This window comes from Pandoraea commovens, assembly GCF_902459615.1.
GTDB classification, from domain to species: domain Bacteria; phylum Pseudomonadota; class Gammaproteobacteria; order Burkholderiales; family Burkholderiaceae; genus Pandoraea; species Pandoraea commovens.
Genome location: NZ_CABPSA010000002.1, coordinates 484,165 through 495,334 on the forward strand (window position 1 = coordinate 484,165; position 11,170 = coordinate 495,334).

The following is an 11,170-nucleotide window of genomic DNA, read 5'->3' on the forward strand; positions in this document are numbered from 1 at the left end:
ACCGGCATCACTGGCCGGGTTCGCGCCTTGTGCTTTCTTCGAAGGACGCCGCCCATGCAGCTCCGAATACCGAATGTCCTCTGCGCCGATCAGGTGCGTTGGGTCCGTACGAAGCTCGACAACGCGGGCGAAGCGTGGGTCGACGGCCTTGCCACGGCGGGGTATCAGGGGGCGCCCGTCAAACAGAACCAGCAGATCGACGAACGCTCGCCCGTCGCGCACGAACTCGGCGACATGATTCTCGCCGCGCTCGAGCGCAATCCCCTGTTCATCAGCGCCGCGCTTCCGAACAAGGTCTACGCGCCGATGTTCAACCGCTACGGCGAAGGCATGCACTTCGGTAACCATGTGGACGGCGCGATCCGTCTGCAACCGGGCAGCGGCATGCGCATCCGCACCGACATCTCTGCCACGCTGTTTCTTGCGTCGCCGGATGAATACGACGGCGGCGAACTCGTCATCGAAGATCAGTACGGTGCGCATCAGGTGAAGCTCGCGGCGGGGGACATGGTGCTGTACCCGGCGACCAGCCTGCATCGTGTCAATCCGATTACGCGCGGTGTGCGCGTGGGGTGCTTCTTCTGGGTGCAGAGTCTCGTGCGCGACGACACGCAGCGCACGTTGCTCTTCGATATGGATAACGCCATTCAGCGTCTGAACACGACGGACGCGGACGAGACGGCGCGTCGCACGCTCGTGGGCTGTTACCACAACCTGCTGCGGGTCTGGAGTGAGACCTGAACGAACGGAGCGCAAAAAAACGCCCGGCCCTTGCTAGGGTCTGCTCACACTAATTCCGGGCTCGTGTTGCCCGGCCAAAGGGGCGAGCGCAAGGAATGAGCCGAAGCGAATATCGGGAATATTCGCGAGGATCATGACGCCGCGATCGCCCCTTTGGGTGGACAACCCGGAGGGAACGTGCCCTACCGGCCGCCTGGCCGCGTTACCGCCAGCTTGCTTGGGGCGACCAAGCGGCGCTGTCGGTGCCTTGCCAGTCAGCCGGTAGAACACGTTCACGAGTCCGGAATTAGTGTGAACAGACCCTGGGGACCGGGCGTTTCACAATATGCCGGGCGTTCGCGCCCGGCGGCGCTGGCCTCGCGCTTATTGTGCCTGACCGGCAGGTGCCGGCGTCGGTGCCGGAGCCGGGGCTCCCTTGTGCATCTGGCCGCGATGCTGCATCGCCTTGTCATGCCAGGCCTTCATCTTCGCCCAGCGTGCCTTGATGGCATTGCTCACAAGCACCTTCTGGTCGTTGTTCAGGCCGTTGTACACGTTCAGCCACGCATCTTCGGTCTGGCTGCGAAGCTGGCGGTTCTGATCGAACACCTTTTCGCGGGCGGCACGCATGCCGGCCAGATCGAGCACCTGCTGGTCCTTCGCCTGACCGATCATCTGACGGAATTGCTCGCCGTTCTTACGCATGGCGTCGCGATTCTGCTTCGACGTGGCGACCGCTTGCTGCCAGGCCTGTTCCTGTTGCGCGTTGAGCTTCAGTTGGTCGTGCAGCTTGCTGATGTTACCCAGCCCCCAGGGGCCGTGGTCGCCACGCATGTGATGCATGGCGGCGTGCGGTCCGGTGGCCGGCGCAGGGGTGTCCGCGGCATGGGCGACGCCGAACATCGCGGTGGCGGCAACGATTGCCGACGCGGCGGCGATCTTCAGTTTGCGCATGGTGTTGACTCCTTTTGATACTGCCGGAATTGGCAGTTTCAGAGTAAGTCATCAGTGAACCTAACAAGTTGCAAAGTGCAACGGCTGTATTACTCAGCGTTACCAGCGCCCGCGTTTGCAACATTCCGAAACGACTCGGCCCGCCGTTGCCGGGGTCGGCAACGGCGGGCCGTGCTGACGAAACGCGCGACATCGCGCGCGTCGTCCGGTTCCCGAGAGGGACGCTTTAGCGCCTTTCGGTGCCTTGCGGATCAGTCCCAGGCGCCGCGACCGCCGGACACGCTGTAACGGCCAGCGCCGAAGAGGATGACGCACAGGCCCATGAACAGATAGAAGCCTTGCAATTCCAGCGCCCAGCCGCCCGTCTTCGACAGATCGCCCAGCTGGCTCAGGTGAACCAGTGAGAAGGCGACCAGCATGTTGCCCACGACGAGCAGGCCACCCAGACGGGTGAGCACGCCGAGAATCAGCAGGACCGGGGCGAGGACTTCACCCAGATATGCGCCATAGGCGAGAAAACCCGGCAGACCGTGCGATGTGATCATGCCCTCGATAAATCCGACACCGTTGATGACTTTGCTGACGCCGTGAAACAGCAGCAGGATGCCGAGGGTGAGGCGCAAGATCAGTTTGCCGAGATCGTCTCTGGTGCTCTGCATGGTGAAGGCTCCTTCTTGACTCGCTTGTTCGCGTAAGGGGGCTGACAGACAACGGAGTGGTGCGCCCCCTTCGATGTTTGCAACGTCGGAACGGGTGGGGCGTACCGGCCAAATGGGCACCACTGTATCAAAACGTTACGGCGCTGTCTGCGGGTGCCCCAACGATTTCATGGACATAGCGAAGGACGCCCCCGTCGGCGCGATTACACGCCGTTACTTTTCGGACTGCCGCGTTACACGACGGCTGTCGGCGGGCGGCCTTCGGGCTTCGTTATTACGGTCAAGGACGCAGCAAATCGCCGGCAATTCCGCCGGCAGGTGCGATCCCCCCGTCGAGTCTCCGACGAAGCAAAACACCCTAAGGCATAAGGATTCCATCATGAACGTCCGTAAAACTCTGATTCTGAGCGCCGTGACCGTGGCTTTCGGTGGCTTGTTCGCCTCGCAGGCGTTCGCCCAGGGCAGCGCGACCGAAACGGCGCGCGACATCAATCAGCAGCAACGCATCGAGAACGGTCTGAAGAGCGGCCAGTTGACGACCAAGGAAGCGTCGGGTCTGGAGAAGAGCGAAGCGAAGATCGACAAGATGCAGGCGCATGCCGATCGCACGGGCGACACTGCCGCGCAGAAGGCACGCATCGCCAACGCGCAGAACAAGGAAAGCGCGAAGATCGATCAGCTCAAGCACAACGACCGGGTGGCGAATCCGACGTCGAAGTCGTCCGAGCGTTTGCAGTCGGACGTGCAGCGTAACGTCAATCAGGAGAAGCGCATCGCCCAAGGGCAAGCGGCCGGGACGTTGAATAACAAGCAGGTCGGCAGCCTTGAGAAGGGCCAGGCGCATGTCGATGCCGCCGAAGCGCACGCCGCCAAGAACGGTCACGTGAGCGCAGGCGAGCAGTCCGGCGTTCAACACCGCGAGAACCATCAGAGCCAGCGTATTCATCAGGACAAGACGAACGGCTAAGCACTCTGCCTCGGGTGTCCTTCAGTCGTCCTGAAGGCTTCCGAGCTGCTCCGAGTGATTGCTCTATGCGCCACCCTTTACCGGGTGGCGCGTTTGTTTTGGGGCTATCATCGGCGTCACGAAAACACGCATGACGATGGAGGATGGACAGGATGGAGCTGGTGCAAGCGCAAAAGATGCTCGAAGAACTCGTCTCGCCGTGGGTGCGGCAACTGAATCTGCAAATCGAGGCCGTCGGCCCCGACGAAAGCGAGCTACGGTTGCCGTTCGATGCCGCGTTCAAGCACGGTGGCGGCGTGATCTGCGGACAGGTGTTCATGGCGGTGGCCGATACCGCAATGGTGGTGGCGTTGTCCGCCGCGCTCGGCGGTTTTCAGCCGATGACGACGGTGACGCTCAATACGCAGTTCATGCGTCCCGTCACGGATGGCGATCTGCGCGTGATCGCGCGGATTCTGCGTCGCGGCAAGAATCTGGTGTTCGGCGAGATCGAGATTTTCGACGCGTCCGGCAAGATGGCCGTGCACGCAACGACCACCTACGCGCTGCTGTGACGAATTGACGGCGGCGCTGCGGCGCTGCTAGGCCGCTTCAGAGGAGACCCCGATGTTCGATCAGATCGTCTTTGCCGGTGGTGGTAACCGCTGCTGGTGGCAGGCCGGATTCTGGGAGCGCGTCTCGCGCGACGTGCCGCTGCGTCCGCGTGTCATCACCGGCATTTCGGCCGGTGCCGCCACGGCGTGCATGCTGCATATGCGGGCGTCGGACTGGGTGATGGATTACTACCGGCAGGCGCTCGCGGGCAATCGCAAGAACGCCTATTGGGGCAACCTCCTGCGACGCGAGCGGGTGTTCCCGCATTACCGCATCTATCGTCAGGCATTGCTCGACATCTACGACGGTCAACTCGACAAGCTCGCCGCCGGACCGGAGATTCGCGTGGGCGTGTCGCACATCCCTCGCTGGCTGGGACCGCGCAGCGCGACGGCGGCCGGACTCGTGGCGTACAACATCGACAAACATTGGCGGCGCACGCTGCATCCGACACTCGCCCGTAGCCTCGGTTTTCGCCCGGAATTCGTGCGGGCGCAGGACTGCCGCACGACGGAGGAACTGGCGGATCTGATGCTGCAATCGTCGTGCACGCCGCCGTTCACGCCGATTCTGCGACGTGGCGGCCGGGCGGTGCTCGATGGGGGTATGGTCGATAACGTGCCGGTCGATGCACTCGATGCAACGCCCGGGCAAGTGCTGGTGATGGTGACGCGACGCTATCCGCGTCCGCAGATCTTTACCCAACATCATGGCGGGCAGGACCGCCTGTACGTGCAGCCGTCCGAGCCAGTGCCGATTTCAAGCTGGGATTACACGCGCCCCGAGAACATGGCGCCGGCGTTCGCGCTTGGCCGCAAGGACGGTGAGACCTTCCTGCGGCATCTGGCGTCGATGTAACTGCGCGCCAGACAGCCGGGTGGTTGCGCCGACGTTGCGTCGACGCTGCAATGATTTTGCGCAGGCTTAACGTCCGAAGCCGAGCAGAGCCGCCGGATTCGCGACGTGCGAACGATCGCCGTTCAGGAAGTTGACGATGTTCTCGAACGCGACGCGGAAGTACAACTCGTAGCTCTCGCGCTCGACGTAGCCGATGTGCGGTGTGCACACACAGTTCTCCAGACGTAGCAGCGGATTGCCTTGCAGAATCGGCTCGCTCTCGAAGACGTCGATGGCGGCCATGCCGGGGCGTGCGCGGTTCAGTGCGGTGATGAGGGCGTTCTCTTCCACCAGTTCGGCGCGGCTCGTGTTCACGAACAACGCCGTGGGCTTCATCTGCAAGAGGTCTTCCAGTTTCACGACGTGACGCGTCTCGTCGTTCAGACGCAGGTGAAGCGAGAGCACATCGCTTTGCGTGAAGAGCTCTTCCTTGCTGTTCGCCACACGCAGACCGTCGGCGGCGGCCGCTTCGCGCGAACCTTCGCGTCCCCACACCATCACTTCCATCCCGAACGCCTTGCCGTAACCGGCGACGAGGCGACCGATCTTGCCGTAGCCCCACAGGCCGAGCGTCTGGCCGCGCAGCACCTGACCCAACCCGAAATTCGGTGGCATGCTCGACGACTTCAGGCCCGACTGCTGCCAGGCGCCATGCTTGAGGCTGGAGACGTACTGGGGAATCCGGCGCTGGGCGGCCATGATCAGTGCCCAGGTAAGTTCGGCCGGTGCGATGGGGGAGCCGACCCCCTCGAGCACGGCCACGCCGCGTGCGGTACAGGCATCGATATCGATGTGATTGCCGGCGCGACCGGTCTGGCTGATGACCCGCAGGCGCGGCAGCTTGTCGATGAGTTGCGCCGTGATAGCGGTGCGCTCGCGAATCAGAACGAGCACCTCGGCTTCTCCGACCCGGGCCGCAAGCTGCCCGACACCTTTTACCGTGTTGTTGAAGACCTTGACGTCATGTCCGGCCAGAAGGGAGAAGGAATCGAGCTTGCGAACGGCGTCCTGATAGTCGTCGAGAATGGCAATTTTCATGGCAAAGCGTAATCGGATCGACGCAGAACGATGACGTTCTGCGCAGACGGAACAATTGTCGGAGCCCGCCCACACGGGCAGGCAAGCTTGTTCTTGACGTGGTCGGCGCGAGACGGGGCAACCCCCCCGCTACCTTGTTGCGACGCAGCACCGACGCAATTTTTGCGGTGGTATGCTGACGCCTCGTTTTGCATAGTATGGCAGGTGTCCTGGCAACCATGGCGAAACCGCCTAAACACGATGGCAAAAAGTCGAACCCACCCCGCAAATGCATGTCGGACCTGGTGAGTGAGACGCCAACTGTGACGTCCTTCCGGTATCCCCAACCGGACGGACCGCCCGGTCACGCAGGGCGCCTGCACGGTGCTCTTATATAAGGACGACCGGTGCTCGCACCCACCGGCGCTTCAACGTCCGCTTCGATTTCCCCGACTCTGCATGGAGACAACCCCCATGACGCAAGCCAGTGTGAGCGCTAACGCGCTCAACGCCTCTTCCTCGTCCAATGTTGCCACGCGTGATTTGCCCGGTTGGGTGCGTCACCGCAAACTGATCGACTGGGTCTCGCATATCGCGGCGATCACGCAACCCGAGCGTGTCGTCTGGTGCGACGGCTCGCAAGAGGAGTACGACCGTTTGTGCGAACAGATGGTCGCCGCCGGGACAATGCAGCGGCTCAATCCCGCCAAGCGCCCCAATTCGTTCCTCGCGCTGTCCGATCCGTCGGATGTCGCGCGCGTGGAAGATCGCACGTTCATCTGTAGCGAGAAGCGCGAAGACGCCGGCCCGACCAATCACTGGATCGATCCGGCCGAGATGCGCACGACGCTCGACGGGCTTTTCCAGGGCTGCATGCAGGGCCGCACGATGTACGTCGTGCCGTTCTCGATGGGCCCGCTCGGCTCGCCGATCGCGCACATCGGCGTGGAATTGTCCGACACGCCGTACGTCGCTGTGAACATGCGCATCATGACGCGCATGGGCCGCGCCGTGTACGACGTACTCGGCGACGACGGCGAGTTCGTGCCGTGCGTGCATACCGTGGGTGCACCGCTCGCTGCTGGCGCGAAAGACGTGGCGTGGCCGTGCAACAGCACGAAGTACATCGTCCACTTCCCGGAAACGCGTGAGATCTGGAGCTACGGCTCAGGCTACGGCGGCAATGCGCTGCTGGGCAAGAAGTGCTTCGCGCTGCGCATCGCTTCGACGATGGGTCGCGACGAAGGCTGGCTGGCCGAACACATGCTGATCCTGGGCGTGACGTCGCCGCAGGGGAAGAAGTACCACGTCGCCGCGGCGTTCCCGTCGGCCTGCGGCAAGACCAACTTCGCCATGCTGATTCCGCCGAAGGGCTTCGATGGCTGGAAGGTCGAGACCATCGGTGACGACATCGCATGGATCAAACCGGGCAAGGACGGTCGTCTGTACGCCATCAACCCGGAAGCGGGCTTCTTCGGCGTAGCGCCGGGCACGAGCCAGAAGACGAACCCGAACGCGCTGGCGACGCTGGGCGAGAACGTCATCTTCACCAACGTCGCGCTCACCGACGACGGCGATGTGTGGTGGGAAGGTCTGACCGACACGCCGCCCGCGCACCTGATCGACTGGCAGGGCAAGGACTGGACGCCCGAGAGTGCGAAGGAAACCGGCCGCAAGGCGGCGCATCCGAACTCGCGCTTCACTGCGCCGGCGTCGCAATGCCCGTCGATCGACGCCGACTGGGAGAACCCGGCCGGCGTGGCGATCGATGCGTTCATCTTCGGCGGACGCCGCTCGACCACGGTGCCGCTGGTCACGGAAGCGCGCGACTGGACCGAGGGCGTGTACATGGCGGCGACGATGGGCTCGGAGACGACCGCCGCGGCCGCTGGCCAGCAAGGCGTGGTGCGTCGCGATCCGTTCGCGATGCTGCCGTTCTGCGGCTACAACATGGCCGACTACTTCCAGCATTGGCTCGACACGGGCGCGCATCTCGACAAGACGGGCGCCACGCTGCCGAAGATCTACTGCGTGAACTGGTTCCGCAAGGGGGCCGACGGCAAGTTCGTGTGGCCGGGCTTCGGCGAGAACATGCGTGTGCTGGCATGGATGCTGGGTCGCATCGATGGCACTGCGCAGGGTACGGAGAACGCCTTCGGCATTACGCCGCGCTACGAAGATCTGAACTGGGACGGTCTGTCGTTCACGGCCGCGCAGTTCGATGACGTCACCTCGATGGACCCTGCCGCGTGGCACGAAGAACTCAAGCTTCACGCCGAACTGTTCGACACGCTCAAGCATCATCTGCCGCAGGCGCTGCTCGATACGAAGGCCGACATCGAGCGCCGTCTGAAGTCGTGATGGTGGCGGTGATGGTTACATCGCGAACGTCGACAACGTCACGATAGCGCCGCTGTCACCCTGAGTCCGCAGCACGATCCCGCCGAGGGAAACTTCGGCGGGATTTTTTATTGCCTTGTGATCCTTCCGAAAGGTGCGCCAGTCAACGCGTCGGCCGGTTTTCGAAAGTCCTCCGGTGCTAGCATTTATCTCGTCATCCGAATGTTTGATTTGGATGACGGTTTTTGGATATGCATAGAAGGAGAAGCTTATGCACATGATGTTGATTGAAGGGATCGACGAGCAGTTGATGCGGTCGATTGAGTCGCGGGCTGCGCAGGGCGGAAGGACGCCGGAAGAGGAAGTGCTGCAGATTCTTGATCGAGTGGCGCGGGTTCCGCGCTTCCGATCGCTGGGAGAAGCACTGCGAGCCATGCCGAACGTCGGTCTGGATAGCGACTTCGAGCGGATTAACTAAGTCGGTCTATCGTCATGTACCTACTCGATACCAACGTCGTCAGCGAGAGTCGTAAGCGCGGTGGTGGCGACGAGGGTGTTCAGCGTTTCATGCGAATGGCAGAACGGCGTCGAGCGCAGAAATTCATTTCGGTGATCACGATGGGTGAGTTGCAGCGCGGCATGAGAGTGCTGCGGCACAGAAACGATGTTCGACAAGCGTCGCTTATCGAATCATGGTTGGAGCAGCTTCACATTGAATATGCCGACGACATTTTGCCGATAGATCTCACGATATGTAACGCTTGGGCGCGCATGCGCGTGCCCAACGAGCAACATCCGATAGACAAACTCATTGCCGCGACTGCGCTGGTGCACGAACTCATCGTCGTCACACGCAACGTCAAAGATTTTTCCGACACCGGAGTGGAGGTATACAACCCGTTTCAGCCGTAGCAAGGCAACAATGCACGACCGATTTACAGCCGATTCTCCACCGCAAATTTGATCAACTCCGCTTGCCCCTCGATGCCGAGCTTGCGTTTGATGTTGAGGCGATGGGTTTCCACAGTGCGCACAGAAAGGTCCATTTCCGTCGCGATCTGCTTGTTCGCGAGGCCATGTGCAATGCGCGTGAGGATTTCGCGTTCGCGAGGCGTCAGCGAATCGATGGGGGCGTGCGAGGTGGAGGCCTGCACGACACGCGCCGCAATCGCGGCGCTGTAGTAGGCATCGCCGCGTGCCACACGTTCGATGGCCGTCACGATCTCGTGTGCGGGCGCATCCTTGAGCACGTAGCCGCGCGCACCGGCGCGCACCGCCTGACGCACATACTCCGCGTTGTCGTGCATCGAGAGAATCAGCACAGCGATATGGGGAAACTGCTCCCGGAACTGCGCCGTCAGCTCGATGCCGTTCGTGCCGCGCATGCTGATGTCCATCAGGGCGAGATCGGGCGACGCCGTCTTCGCGCGGGTCAGGGCTTCCTGCGCGTTGCCCGCTTCGCCAACGACCTGCAAGTTGGGTGCCGCGTCGAATCGCGCGCGCAGGCCGTCGCGCACTAGCGGGTGGTCGTCGATCAACAGAAGTCGGATGGGGTGGGCTTGCATCATTTGCGAGTGGTTGCGCGAAGTGCCGCTTTCACGGCGGCCGGCGTGAGCGGGACCCACGCGCTGATGGTCGTGAGGCCGGGCCAGGATTGAATGCCGAGGGCACCGCCTACGGCGTCGAGCCGTTCGCGCATATTGCGCAGGCCGATGCCGTGACGAGGATCGTGATGCACGTCGGTGACGTCGAAACCGCGTCCATCGTCGGCAATCGACAGATGAATGCCGTCGGACTTGAAGATGAGCAGAATCGACACGCGCGACGCATTCGCGTGACGCTCGATGTTCGTCAGCGCTTCCTGTGCGATTCGGTAGAGCATCGTCTTGATGTTGTCGTCGAGCGTCGGCGCGTCACCCTCGACGTTCATCTCCACGGGAAGCCCCGCGTGCGAGCCGAACTCCCGGGCGAGCTGCTCGATCGCGGCCGCGAGCCCCAGATCGTCGAGCATTGCGGGGCGCAACGCTTGCGAAATGCGCCGGACTTCGCCGAGCGTGCCATTCAGCCGTTCGATGGCCACGCCGAGTGTGGCGCTGGCGGCGGCGGGCGATCCGGGCAGACGCATCGACGCCGATTCGAGCAGTAGCTTGACCGAGACGAGCAACTGGCTGATGCCGTCGTGCAACTCGCGCGAAATGCGCGAACGCTCCAGCTCCTGCGACTCTACGACCTGACGGGCGAGTTGCCGCAGCTTGGCGTCGGCGGTCTTGAGTTCGGTGATGTTCACCACCAGGCCGCACAGGCCAACGATGGCGAGACACGACGATGCAATCAGCGTGATCCAGATCAGCGTGCGGTCGATATTCGCCTGCGCGCGATCGTCGGACTCGCGCAAGGTCGCTTCGACGTCGTCGAGGTAAATACCCGTGCCGATCATCCAGTTCCAGCGCGGCAGGGCGATCACGTAGCCGAGCTTCGGCGTCATCTGTTGCTGACGCGATGGTTTCTCCCACGCGTATTGAACGTAGCCGCCACCTGCGCGGGCGGCCGCGATGAGGCGCTGAATCGTGGGCGCACCGGACTCGTCCTTGAGCGACCAGAGATTGTGGCCGACGAGTTCCGGCTGACGCGGATGCATCAGGCTGCGGCCCTGGAGGTCGTAGACGAAGAAGTAACCGTCCTGACCGAATTCCATGCGGGCGAGCGTGGCCAGGGCGGCTTCACGCGCAGCGGGTGTATCCGGGCCGTTATAGAGCGGCTCGATGGCGTTGCGCGCGAGCCCCACGTAATGCAGCAGCTCGGCTCGCTTGTTGGCCAGCGATGTGGTTTGTACGGCCTCGTGCTGCGCGCGCGATAGCTCAATACCCTGGTGTCGCACGGCAAGCGCGATGGCGACCATCGCCAACGCAACCGGCAGCAGCGACAGGACGAAAAATTTCTGTCGGAGATTCATGGCATTCGATAAGCCTGCAATGCCGCGACCGCTGGTTTCAAGGGTACGCGCTACGTACTAGCACGTAGC

The 11,170-nt window shown here is 62.6% G+C and carries 12 protein-coding genes; 7 read left to right on the plus strand and 5 right to left on the minus strand.

The window, feature by feature from the left end; all coding sequences use genetic code 11:
• Positions 1 to 54: 54 nt before the first annotated feature.
• Positions 55 to 741 (plus strand): Fe2+-dependent dioxygenase, encoded by a 687-nt coding sequence (locus PCO31010_RS08330; protein ID WP_150663843.1) that lies wholly within the window; start codon positions 55 to 57, stop codon positions 739 to 741.
• Between the two features lie 363 nt (positions 742 to 1,104).
• On the opposite strand, the gene PCO31010_RS08335 is transcribed toward PCO31010_RS08330, so the two are convergent.
• Positions 1,105 to 1,674, minus strand: a complete 570-nt coding sequence (locus PCO31010_RS08335; protein ID WP_150663844.1) for a Spy/CpxP family protein refolding chaperone — start codon at positions 1,672 to 1,674, stop codon at positions 1,105 to 1,107.
• A gap of 251 nt (positions 1,675 to 1,925) precedes the next feature.
• Positions 1,926 to 2,333 (minus strand): DoxX family protein, encoded by a 408-nt coding sequence (locus tag PCO31010_RS08340; RefSeq protein WP_150663845.1) that lies wholly within the window; start codon positions 2,331 to 2,333, stop codon positions 1,926 to 1,928.
• A 379-nt stretch (positions 2,334 to 2,712) separates the two neighbouring features.
• On the opposite strand from PCO31010_RS08340, the gene PCO31010_RS08345 reads away from it, so the two are divergent.
• From PCO31010_RS08345 to PCO31010_RS08355, 3 genes are all read left to right on the plus strand, one after another.
• On the plus strand, positions 2,713 to 3,300 hold the full coding sequence (locus tag PCO31010_RS08345) for a hypothetical protein (protein WP_150663846.1): 588 nt from the start codon (positions 2,713 to 2,715) through the stop codon (positions 3,298 to 3,300).
• Positions 3,301 to 3,452: 152 nt separating this feature from the next.
• Complete coding sequence (locus PCO31010_RS08350; protein ID WP_039394559.1) at positions 3,453 to 3,854, plus strand: PaaI family thioesterase; 402 nt, start codon at positions 3,453 to 3,455, stop codon at positions 3,852 to 3,854.
• A gap of 52 nt (positions 3,855 to 3,906) precedes the next feature.
• On the plus strand, positions 3,907 to 4,752 hold the full coding sequence (locus PCO31010_RS08355; protein WP_150663847.1) for a patatin-like phospholipase family protein: 846 nt from the start codon (positions 3,907 to 3,909) through the stop codon (positions 4,750 to 4,752).
• Between the two features lie 66 nt (positions 4,753 to 4,818).
• Here PCO31010_RS08355 and PCO31010_RS08360 read toward each other — a convergent pair whose 3' ends face one another.
• On the minus strand, positions 4,819 to 5,829 hold the full coding sequence (locus PCO31010_RS08360) for a D-2-hydroxyacid dehydrogenase family protein (protein WP_039394564.1): 1,011 nt from the start codon (positions 5,827 to 5,829) through the stop codon (positions 4,819 to 4,821).
• Between the two features lie 453 nt (positions 5,830 to 6,282).
• Between PCO31010_RS08360 and PCO31010_RS08365 the strand changes: the two genes are divergently transcribed.
• The 3 genes from PCO31010_RS08365 (at position 6,283) to PCO31010_RS08375 (ending at position 9,060) form a co-directional block, all read left to right on the plus strand.
• Positions 6,283 to 8,169 carry a phosphoenolpyruvate carboxykinase (GTP) gene (locus tag PCO31010_RS08365; protein ID WP_246184510.1) on the plus strand — a complete coding sequence of 629 codons (1,887 nt, stop codon included), beginning with the start codon at positions 6,283 to 6,285 and terminating at the stop codon, positions 8,167 to 8,169.
• Between the two features lie 256 nt (positions 8,170 to 8,425).
• A complete protein-coding gene (locus tag PCO31010_RS08370) occupies positions 8,426 to 8,626 on the plus strand; it encodes a FitA-like ribbon-helix-helix domain-containing protein (RefSeq protein WP_150663848.1) in 201 nt (66 codons plus the stop codon).
• Between the two features lie 14 nt (positions 8,627 to 8,640).
• On the plus strand, positions 8,641 to 9,060 hold the full coding sequence (locus tag PCO31010_RS08375; protein WP_150663849.1) for a type II toxin-antitoxin system VapC family toxin: 420 nt from the start codon (positions 8,641 to 8,643) through the stop codon (positions 9,058 to 9,060).
• A 23-nt stretch (positions 9,061 to 9,083) separates the two neighbouring features.
• Here PCO31010_RS08375 and PCO31010_RS08380 read toward each other — a convergent pair whose 3' ends face one another.
• Positions 9,084 to 9,716, minus strand: a complete 633-nt coding sequence (locus PCO31010_RS08380; protein ID WP_039394571.1) for a response regulator — start codon at positions 9,714 to 9,716, stop codon at positions 9,084 to 9,086.
• A complete protein-coding gene (locus PCO31010_RS08385; protein ID WP_150663850.1) occupies positions 9,713 to 11,101 on the minus strand; it encodes a cache domain-containing protein in 1,389 nt (462 codons plus the stop codon). Before PCO31010_RS08385 ends, PCO31010_RS08380 begins: the two co-directional genes overlap by 4 nt.
• Positions 11,102 to 11,170 lie beyond the last annotated feature (69 nt).

Coding starts and splice junctions, on each gene's coding strand:
- PCO31010_RS08365 (WP_246184510.1), top strand. CDS start 6,283: ATGACGCAAGCCAGTGTGAGCGCTAACGCGCTCAACGCCTCTTCCTCG.
- PCO31010_RS08340 (WP_150663845.1), bottom strand. CDS start 2,333: ATGCAGAGCACCAGAGACGATCTCGGCAAACTGATCTTGCGCCTCACC.
- PCO31010_RS08355 (WP_150663847.1), top strand. CDS start 3,907: ATGTTCGATCAGATCGTCTTTGCCGGTGGTGGTAACCGCTGCTGGTGG.
- PCO31010_RS08350 (WP_039394559.1), top strand. CDS start 3,453: ATGGAGCTGGTGCAAGCGCAAAAGATGCTCGAAGAACTCGTCTCGCCG.
- PCO31010_RS08375 (WP_150663849.1), top strand. CDS start 8,641: ATGTACCTACTCGATACCAACGTCGTCAGCGAGAGTCGTAAGCGCGGT.
- PCO31010_RS08345 (WP_150663846.1), top strand. CDS start 2,713: ATGAACGTCCGTAAAACTCTGATTCTGAGCGCCGTGACCGTGGCTTTC.
- PCO31010_RS08380 (WP_039394571.1), bottom strand. CDS start 9,716: ATGATGCAAGCCCACCCCATCCGACTTCTGTTGATCGACGACCACCCG.
- PCO31010_RS08370 (WP_150663848.1), top strand. CDS start 8,426: ATGATGTTGATTGAAGGGATCGACGAGCAGTTGATGCGGTCGATTGAG.
- PCO31010_RS08360 (WP_039394564.1), bottom strand. CDS start 5,829: ATGAAAATTGCCATTCTCGACGACTATCAGGACGCCGTTCGCAAGCTC.
- PCO31010_RS08335 (WP_150663844.1), bottom strand. CDS start 1,674: ATGCGCAAACTGAAGATCGCCGCCGCGTCGGCAATCGTTGCCGCCACC.
- PCO31010_RS08330 (WP_150663843.1), top strand. CDS start 55: ATGCAGCTCCGAATACCGAATGTCCTCTGCGCCGATCAGGTGCGTTGG.
- PCO31010_RS08385 (WP_150663850.1), bottom strand. CDS start 11,101: ATGAATCTCCGACAGAAATTTTTCGTCCTGTCGCTGCTGCCGGTTGCG.